Source organism: Providencia sp. PROV205 (assembly GCF_028479505.1).
GTDB classification, from domain to species: Bacteria; Pseudomonadota; Gammaproteobacteria; order Enterobacterales; family Enterobacteriaceae; genus Providencia; species Providencia huaxiensis.
Genome location: NZ_JAMPNU010000043.1, coordinates 1 through 21,122 on the forward strand (window position 1 = coordinate 1; position 21,122 = coordinate 21,122).

Consider the following 21,122-nt stretch of genomic DNA (forward strand, 5'->3'; position numbering starts at 1 on the left):
TCGAAAATTACCAATTAAGGAAGCGTAAAAGAAAATACAACCCTACCCCCAATACAATTGGCCAAAAATAAAGAAGAAAAAATTGAGTGAATATCGTATGGCGTGGAATAGTCACCTTAGCTTCAAGCTCTTCTTTCGAAATATCTACGCCTTTTGCTTTTTCTATGATCACGTGATCTTCTAAACTTTCACGAATAAACTTAATTTGTCGGTACATGCGCAAACCTGATGCACTAAGCGCCAGCCCAACAAAAATGAAAATAAAGATGATGATAAAACTGATATTACTGCCGGAAAACCCATTAGCGACTTGAGGTACTGGTGAATTATTCCAAAAGAAATTTAGGAATGGTGTAGTTTGACGAGTCATTTCCGCCATTAATTTAATAAAATCATTAGCGACCGCATTGACCCCTTCACCTGCGAGCCCCTTCATGCCAGCCAATTTAATTAAAGACACCAATGTCGAAATTAATGCTAACAGAAAAACAACCCAACCCAGAATACGTTTGCCGACTGCGACATAATTGGCATTATGGTAATTCATTACTGCTTTTCCTCAGCGTTATTATTTTTGATAAGTTTTTACAATGATTTCTCAAGGCTAATCATAGCTGAAAATATTCATTGCCTCCAAATTTCAATTCATAATTGATAACAATGTTTAGACTTTCAGACTAATCAAAATAGTGTGGTTATTCATTATCATGATATTTCTACTTCATGCAGTCCGAATATCCTTCAATATTGTTTTAATACTAACTCAAGTAATACGCTTGAGGTCAGTTTACTGATATCATTGCTCCTTCGTTAATAGATACGACATGAATGGAGTTTTGACATGTACCATAATCTTCCCATCCAATCGGTCATTTTTGATATGGATGGTTTACTGATCGACTCGGAACCGTTTTGGGCACAGGCTGAACTTGAGATTTTTTCACAATTGGGTGTCGACGTTTCAATTGCAGATACCCTGCCTGATACTTTAGGTTTACGTATTGACCATGTGGTGGAGCTTTGGTACCACGCCTCCCCTTGGCAAGGATGTAGCCAAGAAGAAGCCACACAACGTATCATTGACCGTGTTGTTGGCTTAGTTGAAGAAACTCGCCCTATTCTACCTGGCGTGCAGCATGCCATGGAACTTTGCCGTTCAATGGATTTAAAAATTGCACTGGCTTCCGCCTCTCCTTTGTATATGTTGGAAAAAGTATTAAACCTTCTGGATATTCGTGACTATTTCTCTGCGGTTATTTCTGCGTCTGACTTACCTTTGAGTAAACCTCATCCTGAAGTTTATCTTAAAGCAGCAGCTGAGTTATCGACTAAACCAGTCAATTGCGTTTCATTAGAAGATTCATTTAACGGTATGATTTCTGCAAAAGCCGCCAGAATGCGTTCAATTGTGGTACCTGATAGCAAGCATTTTAATGACCCGCGCTTTGGTTTAGCGGATATCAAGCTAGCCTCATTGAATGACTTAAAAGCTGAACATTTACGTTAAAAATACTTTGTGTGCCTAATAAGTGTTCTCCCCTATCTAACTTAGGTAGGGGAATTGTGTCAGATTATAAAACTCTTCCCTTATCTGCTAATAAATAAGAGTTTTTTTACCTTTCTACTACTATCATATTCTTTTCAAACACTTTATACTGCCAATCAACTGTATAGATAAACAGATGGTATTTTATCCACCATGACAGCTGAAGGGCATCTGCTTTTTTCCGTCGCCTCTTTGATAATGGCTCATAAACTTCAAATCACCCCAGAGATTGCTCATGGTGATTGGCTGCACATGGTTCCAGGAGCCTTATTAGGCGCATTATTGCCCGATATTGACCACCCTTCTTCAATTCCTGGTCGACTACTGCGGATTTTTTCATTACCCATATCCAAACTGTGTGGGCACCGGGGGTTTACTCATAGCCTAGTTGCATGGTTTCTCTTGATGATTTCTTGTTATCAATGGCTACCTTCTGAATGGGCAATCCCAGCTGATATTATCCAAGCCTTTTTATTGGGTTATATCAGTCATCTCGTCGCCGATATGCTCACGCCTTCGGGAGTACCGTTACTATGGCCACTCCCCCAGCGTTTTTGTTTTCCCATGATCCGCGGTAAAAATAGCCAACGTGGAGAACGCTTTGTCGCCATTGTTTTGACTGTTTGTGCCTGCTTGTTACCTGCTGGTTATCAATTCGATTTTTATAGTCATATTGATGTGATTATAAAATATATTCATAATCAAATAGATACATATCTCCCCACATAAATTATAGTTTTGTAATATAATGTAAGTATGAATAATACTATCTTATTACTTTTTGATATAAGAAATGTGTTTTATCAGCTGATAACATATAACCAGTTGTTTGAAGCAACTAAATCCTTATAACCAATAAGGACTAAAGGGCAAGTAACATACCTTATAAAAATATGATTTGGAGTTCGGAATGAATATTCCTCTAATTATTAATGTGCTCGGCTTTGTAGCACTACTAATACTGTTAGCAAAACTAGGGGCTAAAGGCTGGAGCCTATCTAAAAAAGTGTTAGTTGGCCTGGTTTTCGGTGTTGCCTATGGGGTAGTACTGCACCTCGTGTATGGTAGTGGCCACCAAACGGTAAAAGACTCCATTCTGTGGTTTAATATTGTCGGAAATGGTTATGTGCAGCTATTACAAATGGTGATTATGCCATTGGTATTTGCTTCAATACTAAGTGCAGTGGCAAGGCTACATAAAGCATCTTCGCTAGGTAAAATAAGCTTTTTAACAATTGGCACCTTGTTATTTACCACCGCTATTGCAGCGTTAGTGGGTATTTTAATTGCCAATGTATTCGGCTTAACTGCGGAAGGCTTAGTTCAAGGTCAATCCGAAACAGCACGTTTATCTGCAATAGAAAGCAACTATATTGGGAAAGTTTCTGACTTAACCGTACCTCAACTAATTTTATCGTTTATTCCAAAAAACCCATTTGCGGATTTAACGGGTGCAAATCCAACATCAATTATTAGTGTCGTTATTTTTGCCGCCTTCCTGGGTGTTGCCGCACTACAATTGTTTAAAGACGATAAAGAACGTGGTGAAAAAGCCTTAGCAGCGATTGATGTTATGCAAGCTTGGGCAATGAAATTAGTTCGCTTAGTCATGCGTTTAACACCGTATGGTGTGATGGCGCTGATGATTAAAGTCGTAGCAAGTTCAAACTTACATGACATCATCAACCTAGGAACTTTTGTTATTGCGTCCTATGTTGCATTAGGCATTATGTTTGTTGTACATGGCATTTTAGTTGCGACAACAGGCTTGAACCCGATTAAGTTCTTTAAGAAAGCAGGCCCAGTTTTAACCTTTGCATTCACTAGCCGTTCAAGTGCTGCAAGTATTCCACTGAATATTGAAACACAAACACGTCGTTTTGGTATCCCTGAATCGATTGCTAGTTTCTCTGCATCCTTTGGTGCAACAATTGGTCAAAATGGTTGTGCGGGTATCTATCCTGCAATGTTAGCCGTGATGGTCGCGCCAACAATGGGTATTAATCCATTCGACCCACTATGGATAGCGACACTCGTTGGTATCGTTACTATCAGTTCAGCGGGTGTTGCTGGTGTCGGTGGCGGTGCAACTTTCGCAGCGTTAATTGTACTGCCTGCGATGGGTTTACCTGTCACATTAGTTGCCCTGTTAATTTCAGTTGAACCGCTAATTGATATGGGCCGTACTGCATTGAATGTCAGTGGTTCAATGACAGCAGGTACAGTGACCAGCCAGTTGATGGGTGAAACAGATAAAGCAATATTCAATCAAAATGATGATGCAGATTTAAAACATGTTTAATAATTAAACTGTCACCTATATTAGAAACCTGCTTCGGCAGGTTTTTTTTATCGTTGTTATAAACATGCTGATTTTATTTACCTTGGAGAATATCAAAAAAACCAGTTTTTTGTGCTAATTAACATTGCAATAAACTGGAATTTCGTAAGATAATAAAACCTGAGCAACGTTTTCTTGAGCTTCCTGCTTGTGTTGCGTCACCCCATTTCCTATGGGGATTTATCAACAATCATTTATGGTTTTTTAATATGACTAATAATGTCCATATCCTAAAAACTGACCCTTCAGATAACCCTTGTGTCAGCTGTGGTGCGTGTTGTGCCTATTTTCGTGTCTCTTTTTATTGGGCTGAAGCAGAGAGCGGAGGCGGTATTGTGCCCCAACATTTAACCGAGCAGGTCACCCCCTTTATGAGTTGTATGCAGGGAACTAATCAAAAACAAAATACTCGCTGTAAGGCCTTAGAAGGCACGATAGGTGAATGTGTCTCTTGTTCGATTTATGCACAAAGACCCACACCGTGTCGTGAGTTCGAACAATCTTGGCAGGATGGTATTTACAATGAGGCCTGCGATAGAGCACGTGCCGCTCATGGTTTACCCCCTTTAGAGCCTCATCAACCACAAATAGCTTGCTAGCCGTCAATGACCCAGATTTTTCTGGGTTATCTCTTTTTTGAACCCAGCCTGAAAATGCGTCCTTGCATTGGTGTTAAGCATTCCACTATATACACTACATAATTTCGTTCATGGCCTGCATTGCCAACTCAAAAGAGTGTAAACGAGCTTGATGATCAAAAATTTGGCCATTAACCATAATTTCATCTGCTTGAGTTTGTCGCAATATCGTTTCCAACCCATGACGTACTTTGGTTTTATCCCCTACCAATGACATACCTAGTGCTTGTTGAACACCAAACTCCTCGGCAGGCGACCAGATATTTTCCATGCTCTCGACCGGTGCAGGCAATTGAGAAGGCTGGCCACGACGTAACATGACAAACGCTTGCTGCATCGAGGTAAATAAAAACTCCGCTTCACGTTGAGTGTCCGCGGCAATAATGTTGATACACACCATCGCATATGGCTTAGAGAGTCTCTGTGATGGTTGGAAATTAACACGATAAACATCCAGCGCCTGCAACAATAAATCAGGGGCAAAATGGGAAGCAAAGGCAAATGGTAGCCCCATTTGCGCGGCTAGCCTTGCACTGTATAAACTTGAACCCAATAACCAAACAGGAATTTTTTCACCAAAACCCGGAACGGGGCGCACGGCTGGCTCTGGGTTAGTTGCATCAAACCAATTTACAATTTGAGCCACATCTTGTGGAAAATTATCGATATCCGTATTCATATGACGTCGTAAAGCTTGCATCGTTCGTTGGTCACTTCCTGGCGCACGCCCGATACCTAAGTCGATACGTTCAGGGTAAAGTGTATTTAATGTGCCAAATTGCTCTGCAATCACCAACGGTGAATGGTTTGGTAACATAACACCACCAGAACCGAGTCGTAGTGATTGCGTATTCGCAGCAAGGTAGCCAATCAATACCGACGTAGCGGCGCTGGCGATCCCCGTCATATTATGGTGTTCCGCTAGCCAATAGCGGTGATAACCCAGTTTTTCTGCGAGTTGGGCGATGTCAAGGGAATGAGCAAAGGCCTCTTTCGCTGTCGAACCCTCAATAATTGGCGCAAGATCGAGTAAAGAAAGGGGGATTTTTTTATCTGACATACACACTCACTTTGTAAGAGTTTTATTGAACCTAACTTACCATCCTAGACTATCCTCTTTGATGTCTCCAGCACTGAAACTTGCATTAGCACAAGTGGTCTAAAAATGTAAATTATCGTCTACTAAACCACTGTTTTATAAAAATTATGGAACAAGCTTGAATAAAAAGTGCAGTAATTATGAAGCTTCCGTCAGGGGAGGTAAAAGCGATTGCGAGACAAAATGAATTGGTGAATGATTTGCTCATCACCAATACAGAGGAAATTGAAATGAAAAAATTAAATACCAGTTTATTAGCATTAGCATTATTAACCGTCGGTTTTACTGCGGCAGCAAATGGCGTTAACCACAAAATGCCTCGTCAGCACATGGGTAACCACCACAATATGGTATATAGCGTTACAGAACAAACGACGACACCAAATGAAACTGTAAAAAAACTGGCCAATAGCACCCCAAAAATTGAAGATGGCAAACGCTATGTGGTCAAAGTCACAGTGATGGAAGCCCCTGAATTTAAAGCAATGAATACGATGCCAACACCGGAACCAATGCGTGCTCCAGCAGCAAATCAATAGCTAATATTAATGAATATTAATTAAGTTATCGGCAAAACCTTTTATATTGATATGTACAACCAGATAGCTGTTGAGAGAAAAAACCGATATTTTAGTTAAATAATAAAGAGTTCTATATATCCTACGATTGCCTCTGTATCCAGAGGCTTTTTTTTTTAGAAAAAAAGTTTATCTGAATTGAACCCTTTCCCCTAGTAATAACACCTAATAGCGACTAATCTTAATTCAAGCAGATTGTTAATAACTGCGACTTATTAACACTTTGTTTGACACCCTTTCAATAGAAAATCAGGAGCTTATCATGGGGTATTTTGAATTAAAAAAATCCACTAAAGACGTTGCTCAGCCTTACTATTTCGTTTTAAAAGCAGCGAATCATGAAGTGATTGCTAAAAGTGAAATGTATGCTTCTAAGCAATCTGCGCTTAAAGGGATTGCCTCTGTCCAAAAAAATGGCTCTTCTGAAACAATAAAAGATCTAACTGAGTAAATTTCAGTGGCCCCACTCCTTTCAAGTCGGGGCTACTTTTTTATCTGCTAGCTATTCCTATCTGTTCACTATTTTTAGCTGTTGACTATATAATTTACATAAATCAGCGCTATTCAATTAGCTACGGCTCAGACCAGTCCATTGTTCATATTAACTTTTTTTAGATTAACCAGCTCAAATTAACCCCTTAAATTAACCTAAGTAACGCAGTCACAATCGCAGCTGACAAGACAATGATAATAAATGGCTTTTTAAACCACGTTAGTACCCCTGCCACTAGCACCCCTACAATTTTAGGCCAATCAGAAACTTCATCACCAGAAAATAACGTAGACGTTGCCGCAACTGAGAATAAAATAACAATAGCTGCCGCTGAAAATAACATTTTGCTATTTTCAGAAAGTACCACTCGACCACGCAGCAAAGCGCCTGACGCTCGCATTAAATAAGTACCAATCGCCAGCAGTAAGATACCGCTAATAATTAACCATGGGTTATTTGTCATTATTTATTTCCTTATATAAATAACCAAGCTCAATAGTGCGAGTAATACGGGGATCCCTGCTGGTAGTATCGGTGTGGTCGCAACCGCAATGATTGCACCGATAATGGCGGTTAATCTAAGCCGTTTATCCGATAACGCAGGTAATGAAAGCGCTAAAATAATCGCAGGAAACATCGCATCCATCCCATATATATGTGTATCACTAATAAAGCTGCCCAATACCTCACCTATCACAACACCTATTGGCCAACACAGTAAAATACCTATTCCACATAACCAAAAGGCCGCACGTTTTTCTGACTCAGTTTCTTGAGCTAAACCAAATACAACACTCTCATCATTCATAATGTGATAGCCCAGTAATGACTTTGCTCCCTTACCCGTTAAATCACTGGTCGCAAAACTAAAAGGGATATGCCGTGAATTGACTAACAACCCCGCAAGTGCAGCAGAAAGTGGGCTTCCCCCTGCAAAAATAACACCAATAAACAAAAACTCAGACGCCCCTGCGAGCACTAAAATAGATAAAGTGAGTGGTACCCACCAGTCAAATCCTTGTGAAAGCGCCAATGCGCCATAAGAAATGCCGACAATTAAGTCAGCAAAACAGACAAGAGCTATGTTTTTCACTGTGCTATGATTTAATGTTGAGCTTATTGACGTTAGCATTCCTAAACCGTTCGATATATAATACATTCGTTCATTATGTAGATAGGCAATATAAAGTGCAATCTAAATAGGAAATTAAAATTGAATCTACCTTCTCCTCCCATTGAGTTGATTTCGAAAGCCCTTGTCCGTGAAAGACAAAAAAGTGGGCTATCACTATCAGAGCTATCTCGCAAAGCGGGTATCGCTAAATCGACACTTTCTCAATTGGAATCTGGTAGTGGTAACCCAAGTATTGAAACCTTATGGGCACTTTGTGTCGCGTTAGATATTCCTTTCGCTCGATTAATTGAAGAGAAACAAGAAACTATCACAGTGATCCGCCATGGGGAGGCAATACCTGTTAGTGCTGAGCACGCAAATTATTTGGCCTTTTTGCTCTCATCTGCCCCTGCTGATTCGCGACGGGATATTTATACTGTGATTGCCCAGCCCGGCCGTGACCGTATTTCAGAGCCTCATATGCGTGGCGTTAGCGAGCACATCATTATTATGTCTGGTAGAGCATTAGTCGGCCCATTGGATAACCCTGTTGAATTACAAGTTGGAGACTATATTCACTACCCTGGAGATGAGCCGCATATAATGCGAGCCTTAGAACCGAATACGATGGCAGTTATGGTGATCGATAAACAGAATTAATCGCCTATCTAGACCAATAGATTTTGCGTTATGATAGCTCTAGTGAATATTAATTGGAGGCTGTGTGATGTCCTACTATGATGAAATTGTTGAAAAAGTAAACCAACTAATTGATGAAAACTCAGTTCATAATATGAATGAAATGCTAATGCAGCTATCCCATGACCCACAGATCAACCAAGAGCAACGATTTGAACAACAACAGCGTTTAAGAGACACTATTTTTATTCATCATAATTAATAGCGGCCACACAACTCGCCGCTATTCGCGCTCTTAACTTATCTTAATAACCAAAATAAATAGGCAGTAGGGTTAGTGGTAATCCCGGAATTGGTAAAACAACTAACCCTAATAGCATTAACAGGCTCAATTAAAACTCCTGTTGCTGTAAATAACTCCATGCATATTGTGCATGAAGCTCAGCGCCTGTCGCCATCGTGTCTTCATCAATATTAAAGCAGCCATGATGATGTGCCCACTGAGTGTCCTTTTCGGCATTTCCTGTGCCTAGCAGAGCAAAGCACCCTGGGATATTTTCAATGTAGAAGCTGAAATCTTCACCGCCCGGTGTCGGTCTTTCGTGGATCAGAGCTTGCTCACCAAAAGCTTGCGAAATCACGGATTGCGCCAATAACGCGCTACGTTCCTCATTGATAACAGGTAATGTCCCATAGATATAATCAACATGTGCAGTCGCCCCATAAATAGCCGCAGTATGCTCTGCATAACGGCGAATAGCGGCTTCGATTCGGTTACGAGTTTCAATATCAAAACAACGTACCGTACCGTCCAATACTGCATTTTCTGCGATAACATTGAAGCGTGTCCCGACATCCATTTTACCGATCGTGACCACGGCTGAGTCTAAAGATGAGGTTTCCCGGGACACAATCGCTTGTAAATTCATGACAAATGCAGAAGCAACAACCGCAGCGTCAATGGTCGCTTCTGGCATTGATCCATGCCCACCACGACCTTTAAAAGTAACTTTCAGTAAATCAGCGGAAGCAAAAGACCCTCCCACATTACAAGACACTTTTCCTGATGGTGTCGTTGTCCAAATGTGCATGCCAAAAACGTTATCGACATTTTCGATTGCGCCTTGTTTGATCATGGCTAATGCGCCTTGGGCGATCTCTTCTGCGGGTTGGAAAATTAAACGCACATTACCGGCTAGTTCTTCACGCACCTCATACAGCGCTTTGGCTGCGGTTAATAGCATCGCTGTGTGTGCATCATGGCCACAAGCATGCATTTTACCTTCAATTGTTGATTTATATTCTAATGAATCATTCAATTCCAAAACGGGTAATGCATCGATATCTGCTCGTAAAGCTACCGTTTTGCCCGGTTTACCGCCTTTAATTTCAGCAATAACGCCTGTAGGCTCGGTTAATCGATACGCTATTCCAATTTTGTCTAATTCTTCAGCAATACGTTTTGTGGTACGTATTTCTTCAAATGGTAGTTCAGGATGAGCGTGTAGGTCACGACGAAAAGCAATCATTTCAGGTGTGTGTTTTTTGATTGCGGCTGTAATTATTTTGTTGATCATTTTTCTACCTTTTACCCTATTGCTCAATCAGATACTGTATCTGGCTTATTTATTAATTAGCATTCTATTAATGACTTAACAGTAGCAAACATCACATCTGCCCCTCGTGCAATTTGTGCATAATCCGTCCATTCATCTGGATGATGGCTTAATCCATTGCGGCTTGGCACAAATATCAGCCCTGTTTGAGTAATACCTGCAAAAATCATTGTGTCATGCCCTGCACCACTGACCATTGAACGAAAACGTAAGTTTTGGTCACCGGCATGCTGTCGCATCAGTTGATGAATATCGCTATTGAGCTCCGTTGGCTGAACATATAACGGCTGAACAATATCGCTTGAAATTGCTAATGAATTACTAATTTCTTCTGTTAATTCAATTAGTTGCACAATCACTTTACGTAATGCTATATCATTTTTAGAACGAATATCGACGCTAAAGGTGACTTCGCTTGGGATGACATTCGCCCCATTCGGCAATACAGCTAAACGTCCCACGGTCGCAACTGTATTATCCCCTGCCGCTTTTGCGAGTTCAGGGATATGGCTGATAATTTGGCTAGCACACACTAATGCATCGGCCCGCATATTCATTGGCGTAGTACCTGCATGGCCAGCTTTACCTGTCAGTTTAATTTCTAACTGACTGATACCGACGATGGTTTCTACGATCCCTACATCTTCATTGGCCTGTTCTAACACCGGGCCTTGTTCGATATGTAGCTCTAAAAATGCTTTAACCTTTTTAGGGTCAAGCACAGCTTGGGATGCATTGTCTGCATTGAACCCTGCCTCTGCCATACGCTTTGCAGCACTCACGCCCTGGCTATCCTTGAGTTGGTATAATTCTTTAGTACCAATCAAACCCGTTATTACACTTGAAGCCATCAAACCGCGGCCAAAACTGGTACCTTCTTCTTCAACTAAGGCTATCACTTCTAAGGGGTACTTTGGTGTTAAGTTTTGCTCGCGAATACGCGCGACAACATCCAAACCGGTGACAATCCCTGCGGGGCCATCAAATGCCCCGCCATGAGGAACAGAGTCAAAATGAGAACCCACAATCACCGCAGGCAAATCAGGTTGCTGGCCTTCTAAGCGCCCATAAATATTACCAATAGCATCTTCACGGACTTGTAAACCTAGGACTCGCATTTCTTGTTTTAGGTAATCACGCGCTTGTTTATCTTGTTCGCTGTAGCTCATCCGCGTAGTACCTTGACCCGGTGTTGCGGTATATTCTGCCAATTGTTCTAAGTGGCGCTGAATTCTTGAAGTACTTGTTTCCATTATTTTTACCCTGCAATTGGAACAATATAAGCCACCATAATACCTGCTAATACAACAGAAACCATGGTCACAGAAATAAAGCCACCAACTAGCATCGGCCCTAACATATGGCTAGTTAATACTTGGCGTTCCTTTTCGTCTTTTGTTAACGCGTTGATCGCTTCATTCGTAATAATGTAGTCAGCTGGAAAGCCATATAACGCTGTTAGAGCAACAGCAAACGCCATTTCTTTGGTGACGCCTAATATTTTACCAACCACCCATGATGCAAGGTACATCCCAATAACCGCAGCGCAAATTAACACCACCATCGGATAAACTAGGCGCAATAACATATCTGGGGTCGCGTGGTTTAATGTATCGAAGATAAACAACATTAAGGCCATAATAGCGAACCCAAAGCCATTGGCTTTTTGTAGCGGCTGTCTTTCTAAGAAACCTAATGAAGAGGCAATAACACCAAATAATAAACACAACACAAATGGGCTAATACTCACATAAGGAGCAGCAAAAGATGAGGCTAAATAAGCCAAATACCCTACCGCAGCTAAGCGTAAGAATTTAAAATAGCTGGTGTTATAGTGATTAGGGATTTTTTTGAACATACGTGGCATTTCATCTTCAGATACCATCGTTTTAACTTCAACCTCTTTTGCCCCGTCTACCGATAAGGTTTCTTGCCATTGGCCATTGCGATATTTTTCTAAAACTCGGCGCCCTTCTTTTTTTAACATGATGGCTGTTAATGGATAGCCCGCAAACCCCTGCATGACGTAAATTAAAATAGCGAAAACTGAAAGGTCGACTAAACCAGCCTCAGCCGCACCTTTTGACATAATTAACGAAGATACAATACCGCCAACTAACGGAGGAACTGCAACTAATACAGTATTTAAATCAAATAGGGCAACCCCAATGATAAAGGTTAAGAAAATGATGCCTAAAATCCCAGCTAAGGAGATAAGAATGGTTTTCCATTGGCGCAACAATTCTTTTAACGATAATAAGGTTCCCATATTTGTAATTAACAAATACATCAAGGTAACCGCAACTACTTGAGGAATACCGGCAATACTTACAATATCTTTCGGGAAAATAGTCCAATAACCTAAAAGAAAGAGCACTGCGCATACAAATACGGAGGGGATCCAAGCCTTAGTTCTAACGGCTATAGCATCCCCGATATATAATATTCCCACTATCAGAAACAGAGCTAACATCTGTGACATAACTTTTTCCCCGCACTTATCTTTTTTTATTAGATTATTTTTTGGTATTGAAAACTATTAATTTTAATTAGGATTAGATTATAAATTTTATTTAGCACAACAAAACACCAATATAGAGAGTATTTCGCTGCAAATACACGAAATTGCAACAAAATTCATCATAACACCGAAAATTCAGATGTATAGAGAGTTAAACCGGATTTAAACAGCTTGGAATAAAGCTATGCAGTGAGCTAAGTAGTCAGATATAACATTGAAAGGGGCCAAGCCCCTTAATATTCTCTAAATGCAGGTTTATAAGTTAATATTTTATGTCATTTAAGTTATTTTTTATAAACAAATCAACTGTAGTTTATTTTTTAATCTATGAAATTATATTCTATTGTCCATGGCTGTATTTTCAATAATTATCGCAATATGACGAAAAATCGCCTTATAAAGATGACCAATATTTCTATTTATAGAAAATATTCTACTTTATTTTATTTTTAAACCGTTTCTCTTTATATTGCCGTTGAAAAGGATGATACCCCTTCCTCTCCAATTTAGTTTGTTTTGGCAATAAAGTTTATTTAAATAAAGAAAAACCCCATAGATAATTAACTACCTACGGGGCGTAATGAGTAATAGATAAAATAATTTAATGACTCGTTTGTTGTTCAGTCGCTACCTTGGCTGGTTTTATTTTGCGATTATTTTCAAACCCAGGTTGTGGCACTTTAATAAAGAATGTCAGTATTCCTGCAAAGATATACAAACCTGTATATGCCCAAACAACGCCCACAATATCAAAGAAAGGTAATACTAAACTGGCTATTGCGGGTGCGGCAAAATTACTTAATCCCGCGGAAAGGTTATAAATTGAGACGGCAGCACCTTTATGGTGAGGTTCAATACTTGGGAAAACGGCTGTCATCGGTACGAAAGCCGCCACAAAGATCCCCAGTAAAATCGCAGGTATTAACGCAATCGCAAAATTATGGCCAAAATAAACCGGTAAGTAATAGAACATCAGGCTAGATACTGCCATACCTAGGCAACCAAACCATCTAACTTGGCGAACCCAACCAATGTGTTCACCAACAATTCCCCAAAAAATATTCGTAAAAATAGTGACAAAGAAGAAAACAGCCCAAATCTGTAACCATTCAGAAATGGTGAACCCTAAACGGTCAACAAACAGTAATGGCATGATAATCGCAAAACCAAACAATGAGATTGTATTGATAATACGGATTAAACTCGCCATAAAGATGTTTTTGTTGGTAAATAAAATGGTGGCAGCCCGCGATAATTCGGCCATTTTATCTTTCATCGGTAAATTGACTTTAGAGCGGTCAACTGGAACATTGCGTAGGCTAAAGTACGCAATCGCACCACCAAGTGCAACCCAACCGATGGCCATCCATAATGTTCCTGTTTCACCCATCATTGGGATTGAGAAACTAGGCAGATAGCTACCGATAACACCAATACCTACCGAGTACATTGCCCAGAACCAACCGGTAGCCGCAGCAAGATGCGCTCGAGGGATGACTTGCACCAACATCATCATAAATGAATAGATAAACAATGGATAAGCTAATCCACGAATACCATAAAATAACAGCATCATACTGTAGCTTTTCATACCTAAACCAAATGCCATAAATAAGGTATGCATGACAATCCAGAGAATAAACCCGATCATCATGGCTTTTAGGGGCGTGATAATTTCAGCTACGACGCCAGATGCCCATGCTGCAACAGCAGCCATTAAGCCGTAGACAGTAAATACCATCGCTGATTGTGCCGGTGTAAACCCTAAATCAGTAATATGTTTCGATAAAAAAGCCATTTCAAAACCATCACCACTCATAAAAATAGCGATGGCAATAAAACCCCAGAACAAATGCTTAGGTAGACCAAGCCAATACTGCTTCTGTTCCATTGCAGTTTCCTCATTGTAATTTTGTTATTTTAATCAATCGCGAAGAGATAACTGTGGCGGTGATGTGTAGGGAAACACCGCCACACTCGCCTATTGTGGCAATAATTCCCTTGTTTGTTTTTGCTGTTGGTATAATAAACGGAAAACATCAAGCCGTTGATTTAACCAAACTTGGTACTGTTTTTGCGGTAAATAAGTACTCAATACTTCTGGTTTCTGGCACACAATCTCTGTATTGCCTCCATCTGCCAACCATGCCAAACGAGCTGCACCTAAAGCCCCCGATGAACTCGCTGGGTGAGTCACAATCGGTATATCAATCACATCCGCAATCAGCTGCGCCCAAACAGGACTACGCGCTCCTCCCCCTGTTAAGCTACACCGGCTAATTTGCGTTCCCGTTTGTGTTAAAACCTGCATGCCATCCGCCAGAGCAAAGGTCACTCCCTCAATTACCGCATAACCAAGCTGAGCTCGCGTTGTTTCATTTCTTAACGCAAAAAATGAGCCCATTGCATAAGGGTCATTATGGGGCGTTCTTTCCCCTGAGAGGTAAGGCAAAAATACTGGAGCTTGCTTCTTCTGGTCATCACTCAATTGACCCACTTCGTCCATCAGCTGATTTTCAGTTGTGGAAAGAAGCTGGCAAAGCCAACGCAAACAGTTGGCAGCACTTAACATCACACTCATTTGGTGCCAGCGATTTGGCAATGCATGAGCAAATGCATGGACACCTTGATGTGGTGCTGCTTGTAATTGATTATTAACCACAAAAATGACGCCAGAGGTACCCAGAGAAATTAAGGCATCACCGTCATTAATTGCGCCAACGCCCACTGCTGAGGCTGCATTGTCACCGCCTCCACCAGCGATAATCACATTGGCACTCAGCCCCCATTGCGATGCTAAATCCGCCCTTAACACACCACTTTGTTCAGCACCCTCAACTAAAGAAGGCATCTGTTCACGAGTTAGATTAGTTGCAGCCAATAATTCATCGGACCAATCACGCTTAGCCACATCCAGCCACAATGTCCCCGAAGCATCAGACATATCACTGGTAAATTGCCCCGTCATTTTCCAACGTAAATAGTCTTTAGGAAGCAATACCTTGGCAACTTGTTTGAATATTTCAGGTTCATGGCGTGCAACCCACAATAATTTGGGTGCGGTGAAACCTGGCATAACTAAATTAGCGCCAATCGTTAGAAACTCAGGGTGATTTTCCATCAACCATTCACACTCCTTCGCACTGCGGGTATCATTCCATAAAATACAGTCGCGAAGAACTTGGTGCTCTCTGTTTAATAATACTGCACCGTGCATTTGGCCTGATAAACCAATTGCTTTCACCGCAGCCCATGCTTCTGGGGCTTTTTGGCGCAAGGTCGCCGCAACCGCGTTGGTGGCTTCCCACCAACTATCTGGCGATTGTTCGGCCCACTGAGAATGTGGCCTTTGTACGGTTAATGCCATATGGCTTGAGGCAACAATTTCGCCCTTAGCATTAATTAATACAGCCTTAAGTTCTGAAGTGCCTAGGTCAATTCCGAGGTACATCGCCTTTCTCCTTACAGAGGTTGTTGAGGTGACTTGAGCCAATTTTCAACTTTTTCAACCGTGTTGCTCATCAATTCGTGGAATTCAGTAGAATGAGCGAGTGAGCCGAACAACATTTCACTTGAGACAAATTGCGACAATGCGTCACTGCTATTCATCATTTTTTGATATAGCGGCACATCTAACACACCATCCTGATATTCATACGGTAATTCACCACGAGCCCAGCGCTGTAAAAACACGAAGAATAACGCGGGCAGCACAGCCGTCGCAGCCGGAGTCTGCTGGCGCTGATAACATTCTTGCAGTGTTGGCGTGATAAAACCGGGAATTTTTGATAAACCATCAGCGGCAACACGTTGGTTAGTATCCTGAATATAAGGGTTACTAAAGCGTGCGAGTACCACATCACGGTATTGTTCTAAATCGAGAGGACTCGGTGACAATGACGGTATCACGTCTTGTGTGACATAATTCCATGCCATTTGTTTGATAGCAGATTGGCGGGTGCTTTCATCAATAAAGCTCAAACCAATTAAGGTTCCTGCCCAAGCAATACAACTGTGGCTCGCATTCAGAATACGAATTTTCGCTTCTTCCCACGGTAAAACGGACTCAACCATTTCTACATCGACATTTTCTAATGCAGGGCGTCCATTAATAAAGTCATCTTCAACCACCCACTGAATGAATGCCTCTCCCATAACAGGTGCTTTATCATCCCAACCAGTATGCTGTTTTACACGTTCAGCCACATCTGGGGTTGGACGAGGCGTGATCCTATCGACCATGGTATTCGGCGAACGCGTATTTTCTTTCACCCATTGGTACAGCTCAGTTTCACCTTTTAATTGCAGAAACGATAAAAAGCCGTGTCTAAACCGTTCGCCATTGTGGCGCAAATTATCACAATTTAACAAGGTCACAGGTTCACCATGAGCCGCTAAACGTGCACGTAAAATTTGTGTTAATGCACCATATATGGTGCTCATTTTGCCCGTTAAGTCTGCTTTAACATCTGGCTGTTCTGCATCTAACTCATGCTGTGGGGTTAAATAATAGCCCGCCTCCGTGACCGTGAAAGCAATAACGCGTGTTGCTTTATCACAGCCTTGTTCGACTAACTGGCTTAAATTCTCATCCCAATGTAATACTTTACGCACTGAAGTGATTTTTTCATAATGGCGCTCACCTTCAGGTGAAACTGTTTCAAGGGTATATTCCCCATTTTGCTTGGTTAGGTTATCAAGCAATGCATTCGCATCATTGCGAATATTCCCTAAGGCAATTGACCAACTATCATCCCCTTGTTGAATCAAGCGGTGCAAATACCACGCTTGGTGAGCACGATGAAATGACCCAGCACCGATGTGCATCCACACTGATTTCTGCTTTAGCATTGTGACTCCTTACCCTAAAATTAAATAATTGCTATTTTTTTGGGCATATGCCCGTTTGTTATATTTTAGTTTCAATCCGATCACAATTACTGCGATAATGCTCACAGTATTAACTTTTGCCCTTTTAATAAACAATTGCCCAGAATTACAATAAGCGAAACCAGCAGGAGAATGTCCATGCAGAAAGAATTAAAAAAAATGGAACAAGCTGCACGTGCGGCATGGCTATATTTTGTGGCAGGCAAAACACAACAGGAAATTGCGCATGAACTTGGGCTGTCGAGACAAGTCGCCCAACGCCTTATTTCACTAGCAAAAGAACAAGGTATGGTTCAGGTGCAAATCACGCACCCGATTACGGAGTGTTTAAGACTCGCTAATGATATCCAGCAAAAGTATCACCTAACACATTGCTTTGTTGTCCCTTCAGGCCAACTTGATACAGAAGCGACGCTCGATATGATTTCGGTGGCCGGTGCTGAGCTTATGGAGCAATTAATCGACCCCGATAAACCTCAAGTTATTGGTATCGGTTCAGGTAGAACATTACGCAGTATTATTGATGCCCTTCCTTACCTAGAAACCGCCCAGCACCAGTGTGTTTCACTAATAGGTGCGATTGCTCGTGATAGCTCAGCAACACGCTATGATATTCCATTACGTTTTGCAGAAAAATTACAGTGCCGGCACTACATTCTACCTGCACCACTTTATGCCGATAGCCCTGAAGATAAAGCAATGTGGTGCCAACATCGCGTGTATAAAGAAGTCACGGAAAAAGCCCTAAATGCAGATATTACCTTTATTGGTATTGGTGAAGTCGGCAAAGGATGCCCACTCAATTCTGAAGGTTTTGTCACGGATGAACAATTGGAAATGTTGTTAGAAAAGGGTGTAGCCGCAGAGTTATTGGGACATTTTATCCAAGCTAACGGAGAGCGGCTTTCTACCGCGCTAGATGACACGCACACCAGTGTTCCGCTTTTCCCTTCCCCGAATAAACCAGTGATCGCATTTGCGGGTGGCGCGCACAAAACAAAAGCCATTCAAGCCGTTATGAATGGTGGTTGGGTAACAGGCTTAGTGACCGATGAAGCAACAGCCCATCAATTATTAGCAAATAATTAGCCCTGAAACTCAAGCGATATCAGGTCGCTTGAGTAGTTTTAGATATTAGCAACCGTGGAACAATATTGATTATGTAACTGCCTAATTTTACCAATATCAGTATCATTCGATTCCAAATCTAAGTTATTGCAACAGGCGCAGCAATAATGAAATACATCGAATTTTCGCTTTTCAATGTTCCGAGTACCTTGCCCTACAGTGGCTAATTGATGGGTATCAAAACGGAATAAATTAGCCGATAACTCGGCAACATTGCGCGTAATATCTAGCTCGGGGAAATCATTTAACACACCACACATTGCCGCATAGGACTGAGAATTATCCCATTTGATGCCACGTAAGACTTCATAGCGGATCAGCGGTGTGATAAATAACTTGGTTTTTGGATCAGATAATAGCGTCGTGAGTTTTGCAATAGCTTGGTCTTTATCTTCTTGCGTTGCGGTTCCGCTATTATCAAAAGCACAAATTAATAAGTTAGTATCGAGTAATACATTCCTTGTCATTACTGTCCCTCTTGGTTTCTTAGCAGACTCAGTAAGTTATTTTTAGCATTTTGTTGCTCATCCACAGTGCTATTTTCTAGCTTGATTTTATTCACATCCACATGAAATACATCACGTAAAATGTCGGCAAAAGCCGCTTTATTTGGTGAAGGGATCAAACGGCTTTTCACAATACCATCGTGTATATCGCGCTGAAGTTCATAGGCTTCCCCTTCTTGGAGTTGTGACAGCACCACCGATGAATGTGTGGTCACATAAAATGTGGTATTGGGGAACAAACGCTTCAATAAAGGAATAATATTCGCCTGCCAAGACAAATGAAGATGACTTTCAATTTCATCTATAAAAACAATGCCTTTGACATTCTGTAAGTTAGTTTCATTGGTAAAGTACCCATACCCTGAAATAATTGATTGGATCAGTTTGAGTATGGAGGAAAAACCGGAGCTTAATTGGCTAAGCTGAATTTTTTGCCCTTCAATGTTTAAACTAACGCGGTCATCGCCACTGATTTCTAGATAGTCTGCATCAATGCGATTATCTATTTCATGCAGCAACTGTAGCACAGTTTTTAGTTCAATCTCTCGGTTATCTTCTGCACTTTGATAAGCATTTGATGAGCGAGCAATTTGGATAAACCACTCTTGTATATTGGTTGCCATATTCATAGAACCAAATTCAGATTCCATTTGCTTCGTAAGTGAATGAAAGTAATTCAAACGTCTACCTTCAATATTTCCTAATGAAATGGTACTGATATTTTTTTGTTCCTTTATCGCACCTCTAGCTTGAGCCCCTAAATAAACGACAGGATAAGTGTGAGATAATTTATTGAATACCTCTTTCACACTGTTAGAACCTAGCTCCCAAAAATATTCACTCGTGTTACTTTCTGGAAAATCAATTGTATGATTACCTAAAATACTTGAATGTATTAATGCAGATCTAAATTTTAGATAAATTTTGCTTATGCCTGTCAATGGCTTATTTACCATATGATTACTAAAAAAATATAACTGAAACAGTGCTTCTAACGTTTTGGTCTTCCCTACCCCATTAACACCAATTAGAGTATACACACGCTGGTCAGGTACCAAATCAAGCTGAACCTTACCGACACCAGTTAGCCCTTCGAACTCTAAATGTTTGTCTAACATCCTGTTTATCTCCACTAAAAGCAATGGTTTCAGTATAGCAGTAACCTAACCTTGAACAAGCGCCGCTGTTAGCAATTCAGAAAATTAGGCTATTGGTTTCACCCCTGTGCTAGCCAGTGATGGCATAACATTCCAAGTAAGGTAAATATTAAGGCCCCAATTACGTGGATGGCAATGGTACTAATGGCGAAGCCCAATTTACCTTCTTGGATCAATACCAAGACTTCAAGTGAAAAGGTCGAAAAGGTGGTAAATGCACCACAGAAACCCGTCACAATGAATAATTTATAGGCAGGGCTAATATTTGCATTGGCAAAGTAAGAGATGGCAAAACCAATAACAAAGCCGCCAATTAAGTTGACCGCAACCGTACCAAGGGGAATGTTGGGGTAAAGGTGATTAAGTCTTAGGCTAACAAACCATCTTAGCCATCCACCAAGAACAGAACCAATCGCGATTGCAAATAAAGAGGCGTACATAGAAACTTCCTTTAATGTCTGGCGGGATAAACGAAAGGAAAGTCTCCCTGTTATACTCTAAATAATTCGAGTTACATGTAGGCGACAAGCGAAGATAGTCCAATGAACATACAGAAGTATGTGATTTGGCTAGTGCTGTGCAGTCAACAATCATGTAACTTGAAGTATGACGAGTATAGATCATTTATGCCCTATATTAGGGCACATAATACCTACGTACCCCATCAAATGAAAAGGTTAACGTAGGCATCATCAGCCCTCAACGGGCGGTTTTACATGAGGAGGAATGCCATCTCCCAAAGATTTATATAAAAATAATAAGGTAACTAATTAGGTGATGTAAACCTATTTTATAATAGATACTCTAAATAATTAGAGTCATAGTCAAACAATGAACCAATGACTGAGTATACGTC

General features: G+C 40.9%; 22 protein-coding genes and 1 riboswitch. Of the genes, 9 read left to right on the top strand and 13 right to left on the bottom strand.

Annotated elements, in window-relative coordinates:
• Positions 1–7: 7 nt before the first annotated feature.
• Positions 8–547 carry a YniB family protein gene (locus PR800_RS19030; RefSeq protein ID WP_102139224.1) on the bottom strand — a complete coding sequence of 180 codons (540 nt, stop codon included), beginning with the start codon at positions 545–547 and terminating at the stop codon, positions 8–10.
• Positions 548–841: 294 nt separating this feature from the next.
• Between PR800_RS19030 and hxpB the strand changes: the two genes are divergently transcribed.
• The 4 genes from hxpB (at position 842) to PR800_RS19050 (ending at position 4,486) form a co-directional block, all read left to right on the top strand.
• Complete coding sequence (hxpB, locus tag PR800_RS19035; RefSeq protein ID WP_004263628.1) at positions 842–1,507, top strand: hexitol phosphatase HxpB; 666 nt, start codon at positions 842–844, stop codon at positions 1,505–1,507.
• A gap of 192 nt (positions 1,508–1,699) precedes the next feature.
• Positions 1,700–2,275: a metal-dependent hydrolase gene (locus tag PR800_RS19040; RefSeq protein WP_102139225.1), complete on the top strand. Its 576-nt coding sequence runs from the start codon at positions 1,700–1,702 to the stop codon at positions 2,273–2,275.
• A 181-nt stretch (positions 2,276–2,456) separates the two neighbouring features.
• The gene (locus PR800_RS19045) at positions 2,457–3,848 is read left to right on the top strand and encodes an L-cystine transporter (protein WP_125890927.1); all 1,392 of its coding nucleotides are present in this window, start codon (positions 2,457–2,459) and stop codon (positions 3,846–3,848) included.
• A 248-nt stretch (positions 3,849–4,096) separates the two neighbouring features.
• Positions 4,097–4,486, top strand: coding sequence for a YkgJ family cysteine cluster protein (locus tag PR800_RS19050; protein WP_102139226.1), 390 nt, complete (start codon positions 4,097–4,099; stop codon positions 4,484–4,486).
• 94 nt (positions 4,487–4,580) lie between these two features.
• On the opposite strand, the gene PR800_RS19055 is transcribed toward PR800_RS19050, so the two are convergent.
• Positions 4,581–5,585, bottom strand: a complete 1,005-nt coding sequence (locus PR800_RS19055; protein ID WP_102139227.1) for a luciferase-like monooxygenase — start codon at positions 5,583–5,585, stop codon at positions 4,581–4,583.
• A gap of 179 nt (positions 5,586–5,764) precedes the next feature.
• Between PR800_RS19055 and PR800_RS19060 the strand changes: the two genes are divergently transcribed.
• A complete protein-coding gene (locus PR800_RS19060) occupies positions 5,765–6,163 on the top strand; it encodes a hypothetical protein (protein ID WP_239979490.1) in 399 nt (132 codons plus the stop codon).
• A gap of 301 nt (positions 6,164–6,464) precedes the next feature.
• Entirely contained in the window at positions 6,465–6,653 is a 189-nt protein-coding gene (locus PR800_RS19065; protein WP_004263611.1) for a YegP family protein, read from the top strand.
• Positions 6,654–6,840: 187 nt separating this feature from the next.
• Here the strand turns inward: PR800_RS19065 and PR800_RS19070 are convergent, their stop codons facing one another.
• Together PR800_RS19070 and PR800_RS19075 are read right to left on the bottom strand one after the other, a co-directional pair.
• Positions 6,841–7,158, bottom strand: coding sequence for an AzlD domain-containing protein (locus tag PR800_RS19070; RefSeq protein WP_102139228.1), 318 nt, complete (start codon positions 7,156–7,158; stop codon positions 6,841–6,843).
• Positions 7,159–7,161: 3 nt separating this feature from the next.
• Positions 7,162–7,827, bottom strand: a complete 666-nt coding sequence (locus PR800_RS19075) for an AzlC family ABC transporter permease (protein ID WP_102139326.1) — start codon at positions 7,825–7,827, stop codon at positions 7,162–7,164.
• 81 nt (positions 7,828–7,908) lie between these two features.
• On the opposite strand from PR800_RS19075, the gene PR800_RS19080 reads away from it, so the two are divergent.
• Together PR800_RS19080 and PR800_RS19085 are read left to right on the top strand one after the other, a co-directional pair.
• Entirely contained in the window at positions 7,909–8,469 is a 561-nt protein-coding gene (locus PR800_RS19080; protein WP_181489849.1) for a helix-turn-helix domain-containing protein, read from the top strand.
• Between the two features lie 67 nt (positions 8,470–8,536).
• On the top strand, positions 8,537–8,710 hold the full coding sequence (locus PR800_RS19085) for a DUF2526 family protein (protein ID WP_166265347.1): 174 nt from the start codon (positions 8,537–8,539) through the stop codon (positions 8,708–8,710).
• Between the two features lie 130 nt (positions 8,711–8,840).
• On the opposite strand, the gene PR800_RS19090 is transcribed toward PR800_RS19085, so the two are convergent.
• The 6 genes from PR800_RS19090 to dalD form a co-directional block, all read right to left on the bottom strand.
• Complete coding sequence (locus PR800_RS19090) at positions 8,841–10,025, bottom strand: amidohydrolase (protein ID WP_102139231.1); 1,185 nt, start codon at positions 10,023–10,025, stop codon at positions 8,841–8,843.
• 56 nt (positions 10,026–10,081) lie between these two features.
• Complete coding sequence (locus PR800_RS19095) at positions 10,082–11,317, bottom strand: Zn-dependent hydrolase (RefSeq protein ID WP_272531246.1); 1,236 nt, start codon at positions 11,315–11,317, stop codon at positions 10,082–10,084.
• Between the two features lie 5 nt (positions 11,318–11,322).
• Complete coding sequence (locus PR800_RS19100) at positions 11,323–12,546, bottom strand: hypothetical protein (RefSeq protein WP_206275867.1); 1,224 nt, start codon at positions 12,544–12,546, stop codon at positions 11,323–11,325.
• Between the two features lie 640 nt (positions 12,547–13,186).
• Positions 13,187–14,476, bottom strand: a complete 1,290-nt coding sequence (locus PR800_RS19105) for an MFS transporter (protein ID WP_272531247.1) — start codon at positions 14,474–14,476, stop codon at positions 13,187–13,189.
• A gap of 90 nt (positions 14,477–14,566) precedes the next feature.
• Entirely contained in the window at positions 14,567–16,036 is a 1,470-nt protein-coding gene (gene xylB / locus PR800_RS19110; protein WP_272531248.1) for a xylulokinase, read from the bottom strand.
• 11 nt (positions 16,037–16,047) lie between these two features.
• Complete coding sequence (gene dalD / locus PR800_RS19115) at positions 16,048–17,436, bottom strand: D-arabinitol 4-dehydrogenase (protein WP_272531249.1); 1,389 nt, start codon at positions 17,434–17,436, stop codon at positions 16,048–16,050.
• 177 nt (positions 17,437–17,613) lie between these two features.
• On the opposite strand from dalD, the gene PR800_RS19120 reads away from it, so the two are divergent.
• Positions 17,614–18,564, top strand: a complete 951-nt coding sequence (locus PR800_RS19120; protein ID WP_272531250.1) for a sugar-binding transcriptional regulator — start codon at positions 17,614–17,616, stop codon at positions 18,562–18,564.
• Positions 18,565–18,602: 38 nt separating this feature from the next.
• Here the strand turns inward: PR800_RS19120 and PR800_RS19125 are convergent, their stop codons facing one another.
• The 3 genes from PR800_RS19125 to crcB all read right to left on the bottom strand — a co-directional run bounded on the left by PR800_RS19125 (position 18,603) and on the right by crcB (position 20,706).
• Positions 18,603–19,070, bottom strand: coding sequence for a hypothetical protein (locus tag PR800_RS19125; RefSeq protein ID WP_204162587.1), 468 nt, complete (start codon positions 19,068–19,070; stop codon positions 18,603–18,605).
• On the bottom strand, positions 19,070–20,227 hold the full coding sequence (locus tag PR800_RS19130; protein ID WP_195698568.1) for an AAA family ATPase: 1,158 nt from the start codon (positions 20,225–20,227) through the stop codon (positions 19,070–19,072). Before PR800_RS19130 ends, PR800_RS19125 begins: the two co-directional genes overlap by 1 nt.
• A 98-nt stretch (positions 20,228–20,325) precedes the next feature.
• Positions 20,326–20,706, bottom strand: a complete 381-nt coding sequence (gene crcB / locus PR800_RS19135) for a fluoride efflux transporter CrcB (protein ID WP_102139238.1) — start codon at positions 20,704–20,706, stop codon at positions 20,326–20,328.
• A gap of 236 nt (positions 20,707–20,942) precedes the next feature.
• Positions 20,943–21,012: riboswitch (Fluoride riboswitch) on the bottom strand.
• Positions 21,013–21,122 lie beyond the last annotated feature (110 nt).